At 29.3% G+C, this 22,585-nt stretch carries 22 protein-coding genes; 2 read left to right on the top strand and 20 right to left on the bottom strand.

The genetic code is table 11. The annotated features are described in order from the left end of the window. Positions 1 to 15: 15 nt before the first annotated feature. The 4 genes from ABNT65_RS02360 to ABNT65_RS02345 form a co-directional block, all read right to left on the bottom strand. Positions 16 to 840, bottom strand: coding sequence for a hypothetical protein (locus ABNT65_RS02360; RefSeq protein WP_348747071.1), 825 nt, complete (start codon positions 838 to 840; stop codon positions 16 to 18). 272 nt (positions 841 to 1,112) lie between these two features. After that, the gene (locus tag ABNT65_RS02355) at positions 1,113 to 1,781 is read right to left on the bottom strand and encodes a hypothetical protein (protein ID WP_348702095.1); all 669 of its coding nucleotides are present in this window, start codon (positions 1,779 to 1,781) and stop codon (positions 1,113 to 1,115) included. Then, entirely contained in the window at positions 1,771 to 1,938 is a 168-nt protein-coding gene (locus ABNT65_RS02350; protein ID WP_348702096.1) for a hypothetical protein, read from the bottom strand. Before ABNT65_RS02350 ends, ABNT65_RS02355 begins: the two co-directional genes overlap by 11 nt. 76 nt (positions 1,939 to 2,014) lie before the next feature. Then, on the bottom strand, positions 2,015 to 2,644 hold the full coding sequence (locus tag ABNT65_RS02345; protein ID WP_348736396.1) for a response regulator transcription factor: 630 nt from the start codon (positions 2,642 to 2,644) through the stop codon (positions 2,015 to 2,017). A gap of 379 nt (positions 2,645 to 3,023) precedes the next feature. On the opposite strand from ABNT65_RS02345, the gene ABNT65_RS02340 reads away from it, so the two are divergent. Then, positions 3,024 to 3,236, top strand: coding sequence for a hypothetical protein (locus ABNT65_RS02340; protein ID WP_348702099.1), 213 nt, complete (start codon positions 3,024 to 3,026; stop codon positions 3,234 to 3,236). A gap of 2,348 nt (positions 3,237 to 5,584) precedes the next feature. Here ABNT65_RS02340 and ABNT65_RS02335 read toward each other — a convergent pair. From ABNT65_RS02335 to ABNT65_RS02315, 5 genes are read right to left on the bottom strand one after another with little or no spacing between them, the layout of a single operon-like run. Further along, positions 5,585 to 6,214 (bottom strand): hypothetical protein, encoded by a 630-nt coding sequence (locus tag ABNT65_RS02335; protein WP_348747070.1) that lies wholly within the window; start codon positions 6,212 to 6,214, stop codon positions 5,585 to 5,587. Then, complete coding sequence (locus tag ABNT65_RS02330) at positions 6,211 to 6,630, bottom strand: TIGR02594 family protein (RefSeq protein WP_348747069.1); 420 nt, start codon at positions 6,628 to 6,630, stop codon at positions 6,211 to 6,213. The genes ABNT65_RS02335 and ABNT65_RS02330 overlap by 4 nt, the downstream gene beginning before the upstream one ends. Next, on the bottom strand, positions 6,623 to 6,985 hold the full coding sequence (locus tag ABNT65_RS02325; protein WP_348747068.1) for a hypothetical protein: 363 nt from the start codon (positions 6,983 to 6,985) through the stop codon (positions 6,623 to 6,625). The genes ABNT65_RS02330 and ABNT65_RS02325 overlap by 8 nt, the downstream gene beginning before the upstream one ends. Before the next feature lie 13 nt (positions 6,986 to 6,998). Further along, positions 6,999 to 7,178: a hypothetical protein gene (locus tag ABNT65_RS02320; RefSeq protein WP_348747067.1), complete on the bottom strand. Its 180-nt coding sequence runs from the start codon at positions 7,176 to 7,178 to the stop codon at positions 6,999 to 7,001. Positions 7,179 to 7,184: 6 nt separating this feature from the next. Next, entirely contained in the window at positions 7,185 to 9,101 is a 1,917-nt protein-coding gene (locus tag ABNT65_RS02315; RefSeq protein ID WP_348747066.1) for a hypothetical protein, read from the bottom strand. Positions 9,102 to 9,211: 110 nt separating this feature from the next. Between ABNT65_RS02315 and ABNT65_RS02310 the strand changes: the two genes are divergently transcribed. Further along, positions 9,212 to 9,439 carry a hypothetical protein gene (locus tag ABNT65_RS02310; RefSeq protein WP_348747065.1) on the top strand — a complete coding sequence of 76 codons (228 nt, stop codon included), beginning with the start codon at positions 9,212 to 9,214 and terminating at the stop codon, positions 9,437 to 9,439. On the opposite strand, the gene ABNT65_RS02305 is transcribed toward ABNT65_RS02310, so the two are convergent. The 11 genes from ABNT65_RS02305 to ABNT65_RS02255 are packed head-to-tail and all read right to left on the bottom strand — an operon-like array spanning position 9,429 to position 22,582. Next, positions 9,429 to 11,492 (bottom strand): hypothetical protein, encoded by a 2,064-nt coding sequence (locus tag ABNT65_RS02305; RefSeq protein WP_348747064.1) that lies wholly within the window; start codon positions 11,490 to 11,492, stop codon positions 9,429 to 9,431. The two genes, ABNT65_RS02310 and ABNT65_RS02305, sit on opposite strands and share 11 nt — an antisense overlap. Beyond that, positions 11,493 to 13,715: a hypothetical protein gene (locus ABNT65_RS02300; RefSeq protein WP_348747063.1), complete on the bottom strand. Its 2,223-nt coding sequence runs from the start codon at positions 13,713 to 13,715 to the stop codon at positions 11,493 to 11,495. Beyond that, a complete protein-coding gene (locus tag ABNT65_RS02295) occupies positions 13,708 to 17,802 on the bottom strand; it encodes a phage tail tape measure protein (RefSeq protein ID WP_348747062.1) in 4,095 nt (1,364 codons plus the stop codon). Before ABNT65_RS02295 ends, ABNT65_RS02300 begins: the two co-directional genes overlap by 8 nt. After that, a complete protein-coding gene (locus ABNT65_RS02290) occupies positions 17,795 to 18,361 on the bottom strand; it encodes a hypothetical protein (RefSeq protein WP_348747061.1) in 567 nt (188 codons plus the stop codon). The genes ABNT65_RS02295 and ABNT65_RS02290 overlap by 8 nt, the downstream gene beginning before the upstream one ends. Beyond that, a complete protein-coding gene (locus ABNT65_RS02285) occupies positions 18,361 to 18,831 on the bottom strand; it encodes a hypothetical protein (protein ID WP_348747060.1) in 471 nt (156 codons plus the stop codon). The genes ABNT65_RS02290 and ABNT65_RS02285 overlap by 1 nt, the downstream gene beginning before the upstream one ends. Next, positions 18,773 to 18,985 carry a hypothetical protein gene (locus ABNT65_RS02280; protein WP_348747059.1) on the bottom strand — a complete coding sequence of 71 codons (213 nt, stop codon included), beginning with the start codon at positions 18,983 to 18,985 and terminating at the stop codon, positions 18,773 to 18,775. Before ABNT65_RS02280 ends, ABNT65_RS02285 begins: the two co-directional genes overlap by 59 nt. Position 18,986: 1 nt before the next feature. Beyond that, on the bottom strand, positions 18,987 to 19,844 hold the full coding sequence (locus ABNT65_RS02275; RefSeq protein ID WP_348747058.1) for a hypothetical protein: 858 nt from the start codon (positions 19,842 to 19,844) through the stop codon (positions 18,987 to 18,989). Between the two features lie 12 nt (positions 19,845 to 19,856). Then, positions 19,857 to 20,357, bottom strand: a complete 501-nt coding sequence (locus tag ABNT65_RS02270; RefSeq protein WP_348747057.1) for a hypothetical protein — start codon at positions 20,355 to 20,357, stop codon at positions 19,857 to 19,859. Then, on the bottom strand, positions 20,357 to 20,935 hold the full coding sequence (locus ABNT65_RS02265) for a hypothetical protein (protein ID WP_348747056.1): 579 nt from the start codon (positions 20,933 to 20,935) through the stop codon (positions 20,357 to 20,359). Before ABNT65_RS02265 ends, ABNT65_RS02270 begins: the two co-directional genes overlap by 1 nt. Further along, positions 20,935 to 22,218, bottom strand: a complete 1,284-nt coding sequence (locus tag ABNT65_RS02260; protein ID WP_348747055.1) for a major capsid protein — start codon at positions 22,216 to 22,218, stop codon at positions 20,935 to 20,937. Before ABNT65_RS02260 ends, ABNT65_RS02265 begins: the two co-directional genes overlap by 1 nt. 1 nt (position 22,219) lies before the next feature. Beyond that, entirely contained in the window at positions 22,220 to 22,582 is a 363-nt protein-coding gene (locus tag ABNT65_RS02255) for a hypothetical protein (protein ID WP_348747054.1), read from the bottom strand. Positions 22,583 to 22,585: the final 3 nt, after the last annotated feature.

Here is a 22,585-nt window from a genome sequence, read left to right as displayed (position 1 = left end):
AATTTACTTCTATTTTTAGTTCCACTCTAAGGTTAACTTTATTTGTAAACCTCCACTATTAGCTAGTACTTCCGATGGTTTAGTAATTCTATATGGATTTAAGTCTAGATAATACGAAGTTAACTCCTTATAAGCTTCTCCATATACAACACTTGCTCCATAAAATTTAAAAATACTACTATACCATTGACTATTTGGGTAATAATTTCCTGTTTTATAAACTTTTATTTTATAATCTACAGCTGAAATATCCCAACTCATTACCTTAAAATCATATAAATACACTCTAGCGTTCTCCAAGTTTTCAGAAGAAGTATGTAGTATAGCATATCCTCCAACTTCATCTTTACCTTCTATTTGGAAATAGCTTTTCATTGAGCAACGGTTAAATTGGTTGTATTTAAAATTTTCAAAATAACTATAAGCCAACACTTCTACCTTTTTAACTGTAACTAAATATTTAGGTTTTTCTTTAACAGTTACTGTTTTTTCTACAATTTTTGTTTCTGAGTTACTGCTTTGTGGTTTATAGTAAATAATTTCTGCTTTTATTTTAAACTCTCCAAAAGCGCTAAAAGTATAATGCAAATCATAATATCCTTCTACTGAATTATTATTAACATACCATTTTACTTCATTAATATTAACATCTTCTTTATTTCCAATTTTAAACTCTACTTTATCTAATTCTTGAATATCGTTTAAAGATTGAGTAATAGAAAAGTTATATTCCTTTGGAGTAGGAATATTATTATCATCCTGAATATTATCTGAATTATTTGAGCAGCTATAAAAAGTAACAAAAGTTACTATTAATAGTAGTACTTTTAATATTTTCATATTTCAATTATTAGGTTTAGTTTTTAACAATTTAACTCACTTTTTCTTTCCTTTTACACTTTCTTCTTAATACTCTTTTCCTTAGTAAGAAAAATATTTTTTATTGTCTTCTATTGGGTCAAATATAAAACTAAATTATTTGCAAGACAATATTACTTTTACCTATAATCTAAAAGAGTGTCGCGAAAGGTTCTGTTATAAAAAAACAAACCTCAGTAAATTATCACCAAGGTTTGTTTACACTAATAAACAATTATTTACTTAGAATACTGTTAATTGGTTTTGGCTATTTTTTCTAAAACTTCAAACATTTCTGCTTGCTTCTCTGGTTTGGTATTCTTTATGGTAAATTTTGATATTTCTCGTACATTTCCTTTTAGTTTGTTAATATAGCTTTCTTTATACCTAGTAAAAAAGTAAACACCTGTAACTACCAAACTTGCCGAAAACAGCGTCATTATTAAATAAGTTACTTTACTAAAATCTTGAAATACGCTAAATATCCAAAAGAAGTAAAACATCGCTACAGAGATAACAAACCCATGAAATACTTTACTAGCCATATTTCTACGTTCGTAATAAAAAGAACGAAATAAGTTATATAGGGAATAAATAAAAATCAAAACAGTTAACCCTAACCTTTCTATAAAGTAATGAACTGAATTAAAACCATAAATTTTTTCATTTTCTTCTGCTCTTTTAAAAACACTCCAAGCTTCATTTGTCTTATCCCTTATCCGCTTATAATCTTCATAATAAACAGTACCTTTAGCATAATCTTTAACCCTGCTTAAAGCTATTGTTCTTTCTTTTTTAAGTTTTTCATGTTCTTTTAATTTACTCCAATAATCATTACTATATGGTTGTATAAATTTATGAGAATAGAAGAGTATAGCGCAAAACACAACAGATATATAAACTAAGCTCTGCTTAGCCTTCATCATTATCCCCGTTGCCTCCACTTTCTCCTTCTGAAGTACTACTCCCCTCTTTATCTGTTGCTTGAATTTTAAGAAGCTCTTCATGTTCTGTGGTATTGTCTGTACAGGCTGTAAAAACTAAACTTAATACGGTAATCAATACGTAAATTTTTTTCATGTTTCTTTATGTTTTTTGGTTATTCAATTACATAAAGATACAAAAGCCGTTTTTACATAAATATACTGGTTATTTGTTACTTAAATTCTTCTTTTATAGCTAAGGTTACTAAACCTACATTTGTTTTAACATTTACCTTTTCTCGCATGCGTTTGGTATGCGTTCGTAAGGTAGCATCATCCATGTTTAATTTTTCTACTATTTCTGTATTGGAAAAATTTTGTAACATGAGTCGTAAAATTTCTTTTTGTTTGCTAGATAACTTATCTTCAAAAGGTGTATCGTCTTTTTTATGACCACTTTCATACCCTATTATAATGTCTTTTACATAATCAGAAAAATAAAAATGTCCGCTATGTATTTTTTCTAAAGCATTTACTAATAGTTCATGTGCTTCTGTTTTTAATATGTATCCGCTAGCATCATTATTTATAGCATGTTTAATAAAATTGTAATGGGCATACTCTGATACCATTAATACTTTTTGCTCAATATTATTGGCTACAAAATACTCTAGTACATCACCTCCATCCATTTCTGGCATTCTATAATCCATTATTAATACATCTGCTTCATTGTTTTTAAACCACTCTATTACTTGCTTTCCGTTAAAGCTATGGCCAACCACTTCTATATCATAAGCTTCCAATAAAACTTTAACGCCTTCATAAATAATAACGTGATCATCTGCAATATGTACTTTCATTCACTCTTAATTAATTGGGGTTACTCAACAAATATAGCCTTAACTTTACAATTGTACTGTAAACATAAGTACAAAAATGCTGTACACAATCCCCCTAACACCTCTTACTCAATAACCCTTAGACAGTTAAGTGTTTCCCCTTAGAAATCTTTTAGGGATACTGGGGGTTTTAAAAAACTACAAGATGTTGTTAATTTGTTATAGTTTACTAACCAAAGTATAGGTTACTATGCTAGTAAACGCGACGTGTATCCAATTAATTTTATAGCCTACTCTTTAAAATTGGACTGTTAATTATTAACACTAAACTACATAAGGTTTATCAACATATGTGTATTAATATTTTAAATAATTTAACTAACCCCCAAAACAAAAAATCATGAACATTTTAATTGAAAGAATTGACAAGTTAGAATTCGATTTTAAAAGACTAGACTTATCTAAACCTGAGTCTAAGGAATTAATTAAAGCTAGAGCACGAAATATTATTCCAGCTATTGAGATTAGTAAAAGAGCGCAATTTAACATCAAATATTTAGATGTTTTAAATTTCTTACAAAAAAGAGTTTCAAATATAATTGCGCAATTATAAGTTAGAGAATTACTTTTTATAAATTTTATACGGTTTTTTATTTAGATACAGGGTTCGGTAAATTAATTTACTTAGCCCTGTTTTTTTATTAAGGGAAAATAGGTAACAGCTCTAATGGATTATAGGTATTTGATTTACAGTAGTTTTACTCATTTTTTTTATTCTTTTTATTATGTAACTTGCTTATGCTTGAATATTGTTTCGAATGTTATATAGTATGTTGTTCTTAAAGACTCTTTAATTAATTAAAGGGTCTTTTTAAAAAAAGAAATAATCTTCCTCAACAAATAGATTATAGATTAGATTTTTAGCTCCTTAGGGAGCTTTCTTTTTAAGTTTATTTTACTTTAATCTAACAATAGTAAATTTTTAATTGTATAATTTTGTAATGTGTAGTAGTAAGCGGCTTTTATAACCGTGAAAAAATAGGCTTTATTTAGCTGACCTCTCTTTTTAGAGAGGTTTTTTCTTTTTATGACTGGTATTTTAAATACTTCTTTTGGTAAAACAAACCATTGCTTTATTTAAAATTTATATTTTATTAATTAAAATATACTTCCTTCTATAAATTACACAGCAAATCTCTCTTATTATATTCTTTTATAAACAAGAAAAAATTTATTACAAATAGGCTTTTGTTTATTTAGACTGATTTCTTATTACAGCTTTTTCAATATTAGCTGTTTAATTATGTGTAATTTTTACACTAAGGGGTATCAGGTATGCTTTTAATGGTTTCTACCTATATAACAATAAGGTGTTTCCCCTCTTTCATACAACACTGATTTTCACTAAATTGCATATGTACAAAGCATAGCTTTATACATTATTACAGTAGGTTCATAAAGACTCTTGAATCAAGAGTCTTTTCCAAAAGATTATCCCCCCGTATGTTTTCATATATTACATTAGATTGCTCCTTAGGGAGCTTTCTTTTTATATTTAATTATTTTATTATCAAAATTTTACGTATCTTAAACTTGTGTAGTAGTTAACGGTTAATACCGTAACACAAATTAATCGGCTATATTGACTGCCTCCCAAACAACGGGAGGCATTTTTTATTAAATGATTGAAGCAAATCTAAAACTTATGTTAAAAAAAAGAACTTTAACATAAATCTATTGTAAGTAGCTCTTTATTTTACGACTATTGCAGTGTATAATTTGATTTAGAACAAGAGAAGGGGTTCTTAAAAAAATTAATACAATTGTTTAGTTTAGCTTCTCAAATTTTTTGAGAAGCTTTTGTTTTATTTATAAACAACTTAAAAACAATAAATTAATTGTGACTTATTAAAAAATTGTGTGTCAAAAGAATGTAACTAAATAACAAATAACCAGTTTTTAGTTTCTGAAAGTTAACTTGTTCTTTTTATTATTGAATATATAAATGAAACATAAAATAAATCTCACCCCTGTTTCCCTGAGGTCACTAGAAAGAAACATTTATATAAACTCTGATAAAAATATTATAAAAACTCCTAGTACTAGGTTTTAAAAACATATAACCAATATTATTGAGAAGTCTCCCCAACATTTTTTCCCCTTATACTTCTCAATGAATTAAAAAATTATACCGTTTAATCTCTGTATACTTATGGAGACTGTTATGAATGCTATATTTACTAACTTAAATAATCTTTTAGTACACTACAAGCACTTTTTTCTTCTAATAAAATAGTAGTAAATCTATCATCTATAGTATTTTTATCTTTTTGAATAAAGTTTCTTATACCACTATAAATTATACTTATTGTAATAAGTTAAATCATTACTTACTGCTTAATACATTTGTAGTATAATTTTTGTTTGGGGAGACAAAAGATTATTCTATTTATCTATTTAAATGAATCGGCTAACTTATGGTGTTAGCCGATTTTTTTAATATTAAAAATTTTTCTTATTCTGATTATTTTTAATTTATACATCTTGGATTTCTAAAGTAATACTGAATCTTCCATTCTTTTTCTAAAAGCTCTTTTCCTCCAGTTTTCCAATTTTTAGGAGTAACAACAGGAATAGAAGACTTACAACTGTTGGATAATTTTAATTGATCTTGTTTTTTTTCATTTTGTTTTATTTTAAAAATAGGGACGTTTGTAGGGACGGCACCGATAAAAACAAAACTTACAGGAAAGTAAAAAACACAAAAAAGCCCTTTGTATAAAGGGCTTTGGTTTTGGGTGAAAGATGGGTCTCGAACCCACGACCTCCGGAACCACAATCCAGCTACCTTTATAAGACCATACTTAAAACACTGTTTTACAGGTGTTTAAAAAATATTGATTCAACAAAAATAAGTCTTTTTTTTAATTTAAACACGGCATTAAACACGACAATTTTATTTTAATACTTACTAAATATACTTTTCTTATAACCTATAGTAAAGTGCTTTTGCGTATTAGCACCAAACTCTATAATATTTCCTTTTTTGTCCTGATACCCCAAATTCAATTCAAATGAAGCTTTTTCGAAATCGTATGAAGTATTTACCTTACCTCCTACTAAAAGAGAAAATTTAGGTTTAACATTTTTAGTAATAGTTTTTTCATAAAAAGAAACTTTCTGAGGCTTTAGTTTATAATCAAAATCTATTGATTTTAAATACCCTTTAGTTTCAGTTGTGACATTAGCACTAATTATAGAATCTTCAAAATGCTCTTTATAGGTTCTAACTTTAGTAGCCTGTAATAGTTCTCGTAAAATAGTAAGAGAATCGGCTTTTTGTTTGTGTTTCTTCTCAATTTTATCAATTAACTTTTCGTAATTCTTATTTTCTGATATGTAATTGTGTATTACAATAGGTCTAGGCTGTTTAACACTAAAGCTTCCTTTTTTTTCAGGAAGCTTTAAAGTTACTTTAGTACTATCAACAGAAGTACCGCCAGGATTAGCATTTGTTTTATTAAAATCACACTTAAAAAAAACTATTAGAATTAATAAAATGATTCCTATATATATGAAATCTTTTTTCATAGTCTTCTATATTGTAACAATCTGTTTATAGGGTAAGCTATAATACATACACTATTTCTTTGATTGCCTCCAAGAATGTAGATATGTCGATTAGTTTTCCTTATAAAAAAACCTACATGTCCCTTCCAGCTATTTGGCGATTCTCTCCATAAAACTACTACATCACCCATTTGTGGGCTTGTAACTTCTCTACCTACTTTTAACCAACTTCTAGCGTTTAACTTCCCTGTAAATTGCATGCCTGCTGTTTTAGCTACCCAATTAGCAAAAGCACTACACCAAGCAGTTTCATCGTGTAATTTTCTACCATTAAATCCTATTTCATCAAAGTATTTTAATACTTCAGGATTGTCTGCACTTCCTTTAACTTCCTTGATACCTATTTGGCTTAATGCTATTTCTAAAATCTTATTCATCTTCTATTTTATTGTTTGGATATTCTATTTCTTCATATTTGACAGGGACGGAATTAACATCAATTTTCATTCTATCTGTTATGATTGTTTCTTGCTCAACTTCTTCCTTACCCTTCTTAATCTCTTGGATATTCAATACATGTTGTTTCCATTCTTTAGAAACCCTTCCCAAAAGAATTACAATACCATAAACAATACCTAGAATCATAGCTATTTTACTAGGTATTGCATTTTGAATCTGTAAAAAGAAATCAGTCTGTGTAAACTCCTGTTCAATAAAAGCTAATGAACTTAGAGTAAATGAATACCCAAATATCCATTTTAATAGTGTGCTATTTGTAATAACTGTAATCATGGGGAATTTAAATTTAATCGCTAATATTTCGTTTTACTATTTCTGCAGCATTGTACACTAATGCAGAATCCCTTAAAGTACCTAACACACCTCTAGAATTTGCCAATTCAGCAGTGTTTAATAATATGTTTAAAGCTGATTTAAACTCATCTGTTAAATCAATCTGTTTTTGCTCTTTTTTTTGTTTTTCCATTTTATCTTATGTTAAAATTATTTTCCCCCAGGTTATAGAATCAAGCCTAAAGTGAAGCTCTTTTTTATACGGGTTTAAGACTGACATACCATTTGGGTTATTTGCTCCCGCAGGAAAATCAGAATTTAATTGTTCATTAGTCAGAGTTGTACTAGAATATTTAATTCTAGATTTTATATCATTTATCAAAGCCAATGTACCACTCTCTTTAGGGCTAGAAACTGTAATGTTTTTTGTTAATTCTGAATTTTGAATAAATACCGCATTTTTACCAGAAGATGAATTTTCAAGTATAAATGATGGCAATGGGCTTCTTGAAATTAAAGTAGTAGATCTTAAAAAAGCATTCGACGTTAAACTTCCACTTATAACTAAATCCCCTGCATTTTTTAGGTAATTAGCATCAGCATACTGTTTATTTAATAAGCATCGATTAGAAGCCTCTTTTATGTCATTTGTAGACACATTCATTTCGATTATTCCAGAAAACAAACTCGGAAGAGTTGTTAGAGATTTTATAAAATGAGCTGATCCTTCAACAGCGGGTAATTGATCATTACCTGCTTGAATATAAGCAAAATCACCTATAATTTTTGCACTTCCATTTGTATCATAATCAACATCTAGATAAAGTACATGGGAATCTTTTATAGTTCCATTTACATACTTGATAGTAGGGTGCATACCTTGTGCATTGTTAACTGTAATATTCGGATTATCGATAAGTATATGCGGAGACAATCCCCTAGCATAATCAACGGTTCCAACGCCAATTCCTTTTATTTCCAACTTATGAGATGTTGGCAACATAAAATCTATGTTTCCACTACCGTTATAGGCTGATTTAAAAAGTGATCCGTATAAATAATCAGCATTCCCACCACCAACATGATTTGCAACATAATTCGCTGCAATCAATCCTTTACTATCAAAATTCGATGCGTTTTTTAAACGAACTACCGAACCGTAACAATCACTTGTTGCATTGGTCGGCGTATTTCTATTTACATCAATAAATGAAGCAACATCTATACCCGGTACCGTAGAATCTTTTTTTACTGTAAAGATTGAATTTGCAATACCTGATAAACTTTTATTTTTATCTATTACTATTGATTTTTCGACCTGTATAGAATGTTCACAAAAAACATTATCCCTCAAAAAAACTTCTGCATCTGTAGATAAAACTCCATAAACTTCAACATCATCATCGAATTTAGATGTTCCATTGAAAGTAGATTCTCCATCAAAAGTCATATCTCCACTTACCAAACCTCCCGTAAGTTTCAAATACCTGTCATCGTGATAATGCTCAGACGGAACAAATGAAGTCGGTAAATCTGTTAAGTCATTAAAAGAGTGTTTATGACTTAACAATGAGTAACGACCATCTAATGAAACTGAACTTGTCTCATTATCATTTAATACTGCCGTGAAAACTCCAGTTGAAATATTAAAATTCAAACTATTCAGAAACACATCAGAATCAGTATCAATATCTTTAAAAGATGCATTAATTACACTTCCGTCATATCGTGTTAACGTAAGTATTTTATTAGTATCTCCAGTTATTGAAAGACCAGATATGTCTCTATCTAAGCCACTTTGTAGACTAGTAATTCGTGATATAGGCAAATCAGGTATGAATACTTCATTGATTTTACTTGAACTATTAAGTCCTACATATCCGTTAGGCTCGCCTTTTTCTTGCCTAAGCTGATAACCTGATAAGCTTTCATATCTATCTATGTGAGGAAATTTGACAGTTTTACCTGTAGTTGGGTCATAAACTGGGATAAACATACCCAATTTATAAGAAGTTTCTTCTGTAAGCTCATTAATAGACTTACTATTAAAATTCAGTTTCTGAAATTCCTGATTTATTAATATAAATTGCTCTTTTACCCAATTCTCGAAGCTCATTTTACCTATAAATATTTAGCCATCACTAAATTAAGATGAAGTTTTTGAGTTTCAGTATTTAAAGACCTTACAAAGTCGTAGTGTTAGTATTTTTATTGTATATTTGATATATGGAGTTAATTCTAAATATCTTTTTATTTTTTGTAGTCTTAGGTCTCGCTATTTCAAAAATATTTAAATCTTTAGTACCTAAAGAAGAAGAATCACCTTATATAGATATTGATGAATATCTATCAAAACAAAAAAGTGACTCTACTATAATAAACAACTACACAATAAATATTCAAAACAACTTAAATGTTTCTGAAGATGAGTTTAAAAGATTAACTAAATCTTAATAAAACCTCCATCACTATTTACTTCAATTAAATTCGGTAACTCGACAATTCCGCCTAGAATTGGAGAATTATTTTTGAATGATTTAGAATTATAAACTTCTGATGATTTAATTAACTTGGCTTTTACTACATAAAGGTTTGTTTCCTCTAATGCACCTTCAACCTCAGGCACGTCACTGAGTACATATTGAATCTTATCTATAAAGAGTTTTCGATGAAATAACGCTCTAAAAAGTTTAATCATCATACCTCTAGTACAAACTTCAAACTCAATTTCTTTAGTTTCATAAACATTTCCACTTAAAAGAACTGATTTAGTGTCGGTTTTATGTGTATTAACATTACCTATTGGTTTGTCGTTTATACTTTCAACTCTTATCCATATTTTGTGAGATATTCCTGATTTATAGTTTACATCTGTATTAGTGTCATTAGCATATAGTATTTCTACAAAATCATCTGTGTTTGTTACTTCTATATTCTCGCTTTTGTGAATAAGAGTTGGTAACCCTCCTTCTTTATTTTCTATTTCAATGGTAAATACCTGATCTATAAAATCTTTAAAATTTACTTCAAATTCAAATACATCATAATTTTCTCTATTGTAAATCGTTCCTGTTTTGATTATAGCTTCATCACTTGTATAATTATAGTCAATTATTAAAACTTCAGCATTTTTATCTCTACTTATAGTAGTATTTTCAATTTTAAACCAACTATTATCAATCTTAATGTATTCACCTATTTTCCCCCACTCTGGCAAACTTCCATTCAGCTTATAATCATCACCAGTATACAAGCCTGTATCAAAATTATATCTTTTACCTGTTGTAAAATATACTCCAGCTTTCCCTCCTTCTAATTTAAATATTCTAGCATCTCTACTATCTTTAATCAATAAATTATCAGTTAATTTTGTCACAAATAAAACCTCTTCTGTACCATCTTGTAAAACAGCTTTTACATTTATATTTGAGTAATTAGATTTAAATTGTGTTCTATCTCTATCATTACTATTAAAACAATAATACTCTGTATTAACCTCATTCACATCATCTTCATAGCTAAACCTATTTTCATCAATTCTTTTATCTGTTAATTCTCCGTTAACAGAATACGCTACATATCTTATAGAGTTAGATTTAGAAATGTAAAAAAATGGTTCTTTCTGCCCTATTTCATCAATTAAAACTTTTTTAGATATTTTACACCCAAATTGATCTCTTACGTAGACTTCATAAGTTCCCGCTGGTAAACTATCATAAAAATTAGATGTTTTCCAATTAACATCATCAAGAGAATATTCTAAATTTAACCCAAAAGCTTCATCTACATTAACATTTAAAGTTGCTCCATTTGGAGAGTTATAGACTTTAACATCAAGATTTGCTACACTCAATAAACTAGGCAGAATTAAAGCATCCCTAACACGTTGTCCATCATAATCCTCTAACTCAACATTTAGTAGTTTTTGTGTAGCACCTGTAGCTCTTAAAAACTCAGATTCAAAAAAATCAAAAGATAAATTATAGGTTAATCTTGGTCCATAGACATTCTTAATCTTTTTATTTGTTTCAACTCTTAATTTTATATGGGTACAAGGTTTCGTGTCTGACTTTAAAAGCTCTATTTTATTAATTTTAAATACATCACCAGTAAAATTTTTGTATTCAAATAAAACATTTACATCCTCTGGAACTGGGTTAGGATTTGGATTCTTAACATCCTTGATTGGTACATATTGAGCAAATCCATTACTAAAGGTAATATCTGGTCTTTTGGATTGAATAATAACCTCATTAACATTTCTAATAATATCGAAATTTGCACCTGCTGCATCATAATCCAATTTAAAAGAATTTATAAAGTTTATAGCTGTACCTTCTCCAAGTCTCCATGTTGAATTACCATGCATAACTTGATTAGATGCTGTTCTATAATTCACCCATTCTTCAAACACATGAATTGTTCCTGTAGGACTATTTATTAAGAATGTAATAAAACTACCAATCCTTAATTCTTCATTGAATGTTATTTTAATTTCTGAGTACATCTATATAGCTTTTAGAAATTTCCACTTCACTTTTCCGTTTGGTTTTAGACCTAAAAATCTCCCTTTTTCAATCTTTCCTTTTTCATTTATATATTCAATTAACCCGTAAATATTCATGACTTCTTTGCCGTTTACAATTGTTGTTCCTTCAATTAATTTTTTCAAATTATAATCTAACTCATGTTCAAATGATACTTCCTCAGGTAAAAAATTTGGAAAACCTAAATCATGAGCTGCTATATCTTGACTTTCTTTGTATTCAATCTCCCCTTTAATCTTAGTTTTCAACTGCCTGTTACCTTCCGTTGATCCAAAGCGCAATAAATCATTTTTAAAATTGTACATTGTATTTGATATACGTCTAGAATTTTTCATTACTAGATTAATTGGACTGTAAAGCAAATTATATGCAGTTTCTGGGCTGTAAACTCCTTCGGGAGCTTCTTCTAAATCATCTTGCCATTTCTTAATTTTTAATACCCCTGCTTCTTTTTTCAAATCAAAAACAAATATTTCTTTATCATTGTTATGATCTAAATCAGGGTAATCTCTTTTTTGTTTTCTTCTTATAAATTCTGCTGCATAAGAAGCATAGATGTATTTAGTTATTAACTTTAATTGATTCTTTCCTTTTGTAAGTGGTGTTATAAATGTTGCTTGTGCGTTGTATTCATCCAAACCCATTGCTTCCTCATTCTTCCAACCTTTAGCACACCCAATCAAAACACTAGTGTAATAATGCTTTTCTGCTATCTTTCTTTTAACATTACTTATTTGATATGGCAATCTAATAGTAACCTGATTAACATAAAACTCATCAATTGGTTTTATGTTAATTTTTTGTTGCTTCCCTACTTTTTCAATCCCTAAATCAAGATTCTCTGTTACTCTTAAATCTTCTACAAAATCTTTGAATGTAGTTGTAAATGCCTTGTACTTATTGCTATCATTATTCGGTAACTTATCAAATCCACGAATCCAATGTCCGCATGTATAGGCTTTGTATGCTCCTGGTCCATCTTTTTCATAACCTAATTCTTTTCTACCCAAATACTCACAGTAAAAAGCGCCTTTTCTTCCTGTTATAATCTCAGTTAACCTTTCCCCTAATTCATGAGCTAAAACAACTTTTGTTGTAGTTTTCTCAAAAAAACTATCTTCTTGAATAGTCATGGTGTCTATTTTCAGATCATAAAAGTCGTGAATAAACATTCCTCTATTCCAAAACCACCCATTTTGAGCACCTGTATAGTATCTTAAAACTAAACTGTCTCCTTTTTCTAATTGTAATTTATCATTAAAATCAAAATAGGCTGTTTTGGTTGATTTAAATGCTTTAGGACTTGGGTCTACCCATAACTTGTAATCCTTTTTAGGGTTGTAATTACTTCCGCCACCATAAACAGTTAAAATCAAAGCTACAATTGCGAAATCTTCACTATCTATTCTTGCATGGTGGGTATTGGTTACTTTAAAACTTCCTTTTAACTTTAAATTTATCGTTTTAGCCCTGTCATTGATTCCGTAAAACACATGGCTAATACTTGGTTTATCATTAGTACCTACAACATCTTGCCCTATGTACATACTTGGTATAGGGTTATTGATTAACTCATCTGATTTAGTTACATATTTAATCGGAACAGGTATTGTAGCATCTCCATAATCACTTTCTTTTCTTTCAAATACCCTAGTACTTACTACATTCGTAGCTGAATCTTCTTTAAACTCAGAATGCAGGAAAATATCACGTCCATCATGGTCAATTGTATATGTCTTTAAAGACTCTAGTGTATTTCCATATAAATCTGTAGTTCTTTCTATTTCTACTTTTTCAGACTCTCTGGCTTTTAATTCGCTTTCCAAACCATTTGAATTAAACTTCACCTTAACTGCAAAGCCCTCAGTTTCCCATTTCATTAAGTCTAAAGTTCCGTTGTAATCAACTACCCAATTATCTTCATATGGGTCTCGTATTTCTTTTTTTAGCCATATATCATCATTAACACTATAATTATCTTTTATGTAATTAATAAAATCTGCGGCATCATCATAATATTTTGATGAGTTAGAGAATTTTACTACTACTCCAGAATATTTAGAATGCTTTAAATATTCTTTTTGGTCTTCATCCCAACCATCTGGCTCCGTAATTTCTAATGAACCATGTGTTTTATGACTTAATGTATATCGTACTCTATCCCTGTATCCTAAATCAAGCATCCCAATCTGTATTTTTTAACCTAAAGAACTCATGTTCGAAGTCTGTAGGCTGTTGTTTTTCAACGTAAACATTTGTTTTATTTTTTTCTGTAGCAATTCTAGTTTTAATAGTTTCTTTTACTAATTGATCTAAAAGAATATTATCTAATTCTTTCTTTTTTTCGTTATAGTCATTTAATTTCTTCTTCTCAATAGATAATGAAGTCATTACTGAAGCATTCATTAAACTTTGATATTCTTCTAAACTAGGAACTACCTTAGTTCCCTTTGGTAAATCTAATACCGTTGGTTTATTAACTACATAAGGTGCTTTATTTGGTTCAATTATAACCTCTGGTCTTTCTTCTCCAACTTCTGCGAATCCCCCAGGGTGAAAATCTGTTCCTTTTGCGTATTTCGGTAATGGTCTTGAAGCTACTGCTGCCATTTGTGCTAACCCTAAGCCACCTACAAAAGCAGTCATCAACCCAGCACTAATACCAAAATCAACTTTTGGCACATCTGCCCAAATACCTAATATTGCTTGTGCTGTATTTATACCTATTTGAAAAAGCGCAGCGTCTCTTTGATATTTTGCTTGTTTATGCTGTTCCTTTTTCCTTTTCTTTTCTAGTTCTTTTCTCTTTTGCTCCTTTTCTTTTCTTAATTCATCTTGTTTGGTTTCATTTCCTTCTGCAAGTTCAATCTCTCGCTCATAATATTCATCATTCGCTTGGATTTGATTGTTTATTTCTTCAATATTTCCTTGAGATATAGAACTCATTACATCACCTATAACAGAAGCTACAGACGATACACCATTTAATATTCCCTCAGTTCCTTTACCAAAACCATCAACTACACCTGTTAAAAAACTTTCAATATTAGAAGCATCTAAGTTTAAACTATCTGCTATTACATTTGAAGCTTTTTGAATTTGTTGAGTTTTGTACTCTTGAACTGCTCTTTCTTTCTCTTTTTGCTTTTGCAAGTTTTCAATTATACCTTGTGTGGTAATATCTGATAAAGCTAATTTTAATGAAGAAAGTAACTCGGCTAATTGTTCCTTTTGTTCTTTTGTATAACTTTCATTTTTAAGTTCTTGTTCAAGTAATGAAATTTGATTTTTTAAATTCTTCTCAGCTGAATCTTGTTTAATTTTAGAAACTCTCTTTTCATGTTCTTCAATTAATTTTTCTCGCTCTTTTAAACTTAAACCTTCCTGTTTTAAAGACTCTTTTAATTTATTATTTTCAAGAGTAATTAATTCTTGTAAATGATTTTCTTCTGCATTTTTTTCTTTTTCTATAAATGCTTTTCTTTTATCAAAAGATTCTTTTAATATTTTCTTTGCATTATCTTCTCCATTTTGCCTTATCTCTCTTACTTTCTCTTGTAACCTTTCCTGTATCTCTTTTACTTTATGTGATCTTCCTTTAGCATTTTTTATTGCTTCTTTAGCCTCTAACTCAGCTAACTTTATAGATTTTCTTACATAATAAAGGTTTGATTTTAGTCTATTATAATTAGTTTCTTCTTGATTATCCCTAATTTCTTGCTCAAATTTTATGGTACTTTCTAATTGATATTTTTCATACTCAAACTTATCTTTAGCTAATTGTTTTCTACGTTTTTCATCAATGTCTTTTTTTTCTTTACTAGATTTCCTATAATTTCTTAAAATCTCATTTTCTTGCCTTTTCAAATATTTTAAATACTTCTTTCGTTCATCAATTTCACCTTGTATATAAGAAGCTCCTATTTCATCTTTCCTTTCTTTTAAAACATGTTCTTTCTCTTTTTCTCTTAATTCAATCTCCTTTTTAAATAATTCAGTTTTATCTCTAATAATTTTTAACTGTTCATTTAAAGACTGTTTTTTTATAGCTATTTTTTCTTTTTCAGTCTTAGCAAGAGATAATTTATTTTTTTCATCTTCTTTAACTTGATCTAACTCCAACCCTATAATACTTTTAAGTTTTGAAATATAATTATCAATATTTTTAGCACCTGCTGCTATAGCTTCATTTAATGTCATTTGAGCAGCTGCTGCTTCATTAGCTCCATCCTTAAAACTCTGGTATAACTCATATATTGATCCTAAAGCGACAATTAAAAACCCCAAACCAGAAGTAGCTGTAGCAACTTTCATTGCTTTTAATGAAGTAATAACTTTTTTAATACCTCCATTCATAGCGACTAAAGACAATTTGTACAATCCATTTGCTTTAGATGCTAAATTCACAGCTATATTTGTAGAAAAAGTAATGGCTTTATATATTCCAAACCATTTAACTGCTATTAGAACTGAGTTAATTACTTTATCTAGATTATCAGCTAAAAATTTTAAAATCTTTTTCAGATCATTTGAAGCCCCTGAAGCTTTATCAGCATTTAGAATATATTGCTCCCACCTTGATTCTAACATCTTAAAATGAGCATCTAAAGACTGTAACTGTTCTTTAACTAAATCATTAAGAGCACCACTATTTTCTCTAATAGCTTGTGCATTAACATCTATTAATTCTGTATTATCAGCTAATACAACACCTAATGCAGCAGCTTGTTTCCCAAAAAGTTCAGAAGCTAGTTTTAATAAATCAAGCTCACTAACATTTGCTTTTTTAGCCACATTAAGAGCATCTAATGCATCAGTTAATGTTTTTCCTACTTTTGCTAAACCTTGTTGTGCAGTTCCCAATAAACGACCAGCTCTTTCAGCCTTAATTCCATTATCTGCAAGAATACCAATTAAAGAACCTGTGTAAGCAATGTCTTTGTTTAAAGCCTTGGAGATTGGTGCTAGATATTGGAAAGAATCTCGCATTTTTTGAAAATCTAAAGATGTAGATGTTCTTATTGTTGCTATAATATCAGCATACTTCCCTGCTTCATTTGAACTTGCGCCAAACGTATTTAACATCTGTACTAAAAACTCTCCTGCTTCATCAGATGCAGCATTTAAACCAATTGATAAATCATTAACCGGAGCAAGTAATGTTTCAATTTCTTTATCAGTCTTACCTAAAGTTGCTAAAGACTCAGCCAAACTTGCAACTTCTGTTGCTGTATTTACTGAAGCACCAGCTACGGATATAATTTTAGCTTCTAATGATGCTAATGAATCACGATTAGTACGGTAAATACCTGCAATGTTGCTCATCGTTTTACCAAAAGACCTAACAATATCGTTAGCCTCTCTCATGGTTTGCACAAAAAGGAATATTCCACCAGTAAAACCTAAAGCGGACGCCATATTCCTAGCTGCATTAGCTGCTGATGCCATAGCTTTTCCGTAGTTTCCAACATTTCGTTGAAACTCTCCTACATTAGCATCAACTCTTTTTAATGTAGTATCGAGCTTTACAATTTGATTTCTTAATTCTATAGCTCTTTTACTTGTTTCTCCTTCACGTATAGCTACATCCTTGTATTGCCTTTTTAATCGATTTAAGACAATTACCTGCTTTTCATATGCTGTTGTTAAAGTTGATAAAAGCTTAGCGTTTTCTTTTTCTATTTTATTTAATCGTTGTTTATCAACTTTATATTTTTGAAGTGATTGGTCTAACTTTTCTATCTGACCAATATTTTTATTTAATAGCTTTTGTTCTTCTTTAGATAATTTGTTTCCTTCCTCCTTTTTCTTTAGAAGATCTCTTACTATTTTAAGTGAGTTTTTCCTTTTAAGATTAAGTTGTTCTAATTCTTTAGATGTTTTCTTTTTTAAATCAATACTTTTTTTTGACAAATTAATGTCCTTAGAATTAATTTTGTTCTTTTGGTTAACTAATACAAGTAAGTTTTGCTCTAGTTCAAACAGTTTCGCATGAGCTTCTTTGTTTTTTTTAAGTAACTCTGTTTCCTCTTTTTTTAATTCTAAAAAATCTTTCCTTGATGGAGCAACTTTAAAGGCCTTTTCTAATTTAGAAAATTCTAAAGTTTGTTTTTTAATGACAGAATAACTGTCACTCATTTTTAATAGAATCTTATTTAATTCCTCTCCAGCTTTTATTCCTGGTTCTAAACTCTTAGCCCACTTTTGCGCAAATTCATAGGCGCTTTGGTCTACAAAACTCTTTTCTGAAAGTTTATTCGTTTTAGCCATTTTTTTGTAAAGATTTAATTTTAATTGTCACTTGTTTTTCTAGACCTACAAACTCTAACAGAGTAATAGTATTTGCATCTTTAAAGCCAAACCCTAAAACAGCTAAATACCCCATAAAGACCTCTTCAAAAAGGGCATTAGATTTGTCATTAGATTTACTTAAATTTTGAAGTTTTTCATTTAAAGCTTCAATTTTAATTTCTATAGTATCGCTAAGTGTTTCTATTCTGTTTAAATCAGCCATAAAACACTCTTCTCTAAGTTTATAATTATATAACCTTAAATCTTCTTCTAATTCATCATCCCTTTGTATTTTGAGTAAATAGCAGCAATTTCTAATAAACTTAAACCTAGCGGATAAGCTTTGTATTTTCTTAGAAAGCTCTAGTAGTTTATCTGTGGTGCTTTTAAACGTTATCCGTTGATATTCTTGATTAATTTTTTTCCATGCTTTAAGTAAAGCATCTTCTTTCTTTTCATTAGGAGACAACAAGCTTAAATTGCCAGTTTCAACAATTTTAAAATAGATTTTAGCAGGAATAGTATCAATATTGTACATTACCCGAATAGTTGAGTTAAATAATACTTAATAAAATATGGGACAAACTTTTCTTCTATAACTTTGTTTAAATCTTGATCAGAAAGACCTAATATATCTGGAGATAAAAGATTTGAAATTACTTCGTTTTTTTTGGGGTCGTTGGATTCAAAAAGAATACTGTTGCTGTTAACTGATGCTGTAATACTTTTTAAAAAATCACCAGTATCTTCTAAATCATATGGTTCACCTTCTCTTTTGATTTTAGAACCTTTAACTAGTAAAGCGTTATTTAGCGTAATGTATTCGGTAGTTTTAGTATAAAAACCTAAAGGATTACCGAACACATCTTGACTATTTTTATTTAACTGTTCTTTGTTTAGGTTTGCTAAGTAAGTTTCTAAACCTCTTATAAACCTAAAGAAATCATGCCTAACTCTCTCTGGCTTTAATGCCAGAGCTCTCTTTTGTAGCTCTATTATTTCCTGCATTTGGAACAGCTATTTTATAAGCTTCTTTCAATGATTGTTTCCTTTTATCTGAAGGAATATTTTTGAACACTTCTTTGGGCTCATAAATTTTACAGAAATCACTAAAAGAGCAGTTGATTGTTTCAGGAAAAACAATACCTAAGTACTTTTTCATTTTAATTTAGATTTAAAATTAGTTTATTAGCTCCTTCAACAGACATTTCTGTTAAATCTATAACTCCATTTATTTCAACTGTGTAACCAGTCTTAAAATTGGTACCGTTTATTTCAAATACTCCATTACTTGTAACTGGAATACTCCCTAATCCACCTACAACCGCTTGATTTTCATCTTTTACGACAAAATCATCATACTCTAGTTGTGTGATTTTAGTTCCTGTTGAAATATTAAATACTTGAAACTTAATACTTGTTGTAGAGTTATCAATCAATTCTAGCCTTAAGTCATAAATACCCTCTAAATCCGATGGTTCTCCATCTGTTTTCAAAATAGAGTGTGTATTTTTTGCGTACTTAATAGTTACATCTGCAAAAGGAACATCACTATCAGTTGCTTGATTACGATTACCTATTAAAAAAGAGCTAATTTTACGTCCTTTTATACTACCATCTGATTGAATATCACAAAACACTTCGTCCATATTTGTGATTTCAAATACTCTAGTAAAATCAGAGTTTTCATATGTTAAAAACGCCTCATAAGTTGTATTTGAAATATCAAACCTGTACTTAGTTCCAGATACAGCTGCTGTCAGCTTACTGTCTATGTATCTCCCTTCCTTATACTGAGCTTCTTTGTTGTTTAATTCTAAACCTTCAGCATTTGGAAATGGCACAATATTCTTCTTTAGAATTGCCTTTTTCCATAATTCAATATTTTTAAAATCATTAGACTTAAAAGAAAAGTTTTCTTTTGCTAGTATTAATGTTTTAACAGGAGCTTCTAATCTTTGTTTTTTTCCTCCTATATTTCTAGGAGCTTGTCCTGTACTTCCTACTTCGTTTCTTACCATTTTTTTGTTATTTTAATAAATTCCTTGATATCTCATCGTACCATTAAACCTCAAAAAACAATAGGGATGGATTTCTTTTAAATCTGTTTTAAAACCCTTAAGAACATCATTCCCTTTTATTATTTCATCTAACTGAAAATACTTTTCTGTTTCTATTATTGAATAAATTTCAGTTTTCACTTCTTCATCTATTCTTTTATCATTTATATTACTTAGCTTTTCTAAATCAAGTAATATTATGAGGCTAATTGGTGTTATTAATTGTGAGCTTTTTTTCTTTGTAGTACCATCTTCAATAAAGAAAATGTTCCCATTAATTCTATCGTTTAATAATACTTCTTTGTATTCACCGTTTCCTTTATAATACTCTGGCACTAATTTGCCTTCAATTTCATTCAAATAAACTCTACCGAATGAATGCATCCCATCATAACTAATTTTATGATTAAGCTTTTTTTGTAATTTCTGAATAAGTAAATCAATACCAACAGGGTTTTCTTTTAGATGTATCATTACCATTTATTTACAAACTCAACCGTTAAAGGTTTTGATGGAAATAGTTTGTTCTTAATATTTTTAATTGATTTAGAATACAAATAGTTAACACCTACAGATAATACTTTTCCATTTTCGTTTTTGGTACCATCTAATTCAACTTTAAGTTTTGGGTAACTACTCTTCAATAACCTTTCTTCTGAATTTCTTCTATTAGTTGTTATCATTAATTGAATGACCTGTATAGTCATATAATGTTTTAATGATTCATCAAACAATGAAGGATTATTAGAAACTAGTAAATCATAATTCTCTTTAGAATCAACCTCACTATCAAATACATCTTCTAGTATTTTATAAACACATGAGCTTACTAATTGTCTTAGATATTGGTTAAACTTTTCTTTTGAAATATTCTCTTCTGGTTGAATTGCATGTATATTTGAAATGGTTACAAGCTTATGAGCATGTTGATAACATTTCGATAAAGGTTTAGCTTTTAAATCTTCTTCAAGAACATTAGCAAGCTCCTTATCAAAAGGAGCATGCCATTTTATTCTATTATACAGTAATTCAATTGAAGATTCTGAGTACATTAAATATTATTTAGCTTTAACACTTCCTCTTTAACCAACTCCTCTTCCTCGTTTGAAAGTTCATTGATTTTTGATATTAAATCACTATCCGTAATATTATTATCAGTTTGGATGTCTAAAACATTCAAAATGTTTATTACTTTTTGCTTATCATAAACACCTCCCCAAATATTAATTTGTGTATCTCCTTCAACTTCTTTACTACTTACCTCAATAGCTTCTTCTGTGTTTAAATAGAAAAATGATTCAACATTTTGCAAAACAGGAAATACAATAGCCTGACCTGTAGTTTTTTCGCTTGGTGGGTCTGTTTGTCCAGATTTACCAATTAAAATATAACTATTAGGTTTTGCATATTGAACCCCTTCAACTGGAAAAGACTCTTCAGCTAAAGTACTATATACTAAAGTTCCCAAATCCGTTCCAGTAGTTAACACAACCATATTAGGAGCCCATCCCTGTGTAACAATCTTTTTACCGTCTTTTTCATGAACGAATGACCTATCAATAACAATCACTTTTAATTTTAGTTTTTTACTTAAAACGTTAATTGTCTGATCTTCATCTAGAACTGGAATTTGTGTCCCAGTAAAATTTAAAAAGAAAGCATGTTGCTCCTTAAACTGTTTGTTATTACTCAATAAATCAATAGTATCACTATTCATCCATATATGTGTTGGGTATTCTCCTTTATCTCTAGCAGATTTCAAAATCCTTTTTATATCATCAATTGGCTTAGCATCAGGCTTACTCCATTTAACAGAAGTTCCAAATTGATTTGATTTCGGGATATCATAATCTATCCTAATCCCATGGCCTACATTTTCAGAATCTTGAATCAAAGTTGTTCCTGAAGAAAACCCAATCAAAAACGCTTGTTCAATCCTTTCTTTTATTCCAAAAACACATCCTTCAACATCTGAAAATATCTTTTTTATTAACTCTTTTGATTTACCAGGAACAGATTGTAAAATCCTAAGAGTATTCATTTGCTTTTCATTTAACACATATTTCATCCCAATTTTAGGAATGTCTCCAGATGCTTTTTTAATTGTACCTCTTGACTTAAGTGGTAAAGGAGAATCAAATGCAACTACATCAGCTGTTACCCTCGTATAATTACCACTTATAGAATCATAAGTCATATCCACTGAATATTCCTCTTTCAGATACTTGTCATGGAAATATTTTGGTTCTTCTTTAGAGCCATTTACTTTTATATAATAAGCTTTAGTTATTTTACCTAAATACTTTTTGATTAATTCTTTGAAATGTGATACCATTTTAATCTACTTGATTTTTAATTCCTTTTCCTTCTAACACTTTCAATGATTCCTCATTAAATGGGTATTTCAATGTGTTATTATTGATTACCCCAATTGTCATAACCCCAGTTGAAGGCATACTTTTCTTTGTTGTTGACCTTACAACACCAATCAACAATTCATGTTTTGTTCCATCTACTGGTTGTGGTTTGTATACATTACCTTCCAAAATAACCCCATGTCCAGCATAGATATAATCATCAGGAAAACCTTCCACATCTAGCACCGCACCACCTTCTTTTCCATGGATATATTTTTTAATAGCTATACTGTCATTGCCTCCAGCATATTCTTCTTTTCTTGTTTTTAACTCTAACGGCATAAT

Origin of the sequence: Tenacibaculum sp. 190524A02b (assembly GCF_964036645.1) — a bacterium.
Classification (GTDB): domain Bacteria; phylum Bacteroidota; class Bacteroidia; order Flavobacteriales; family Flavobacteriaceae; genus Polaribacter; species Polaribacter vairaonense.
This window is presented reverse-complemented; position numbering and strand designations above follow the sequence as displayed.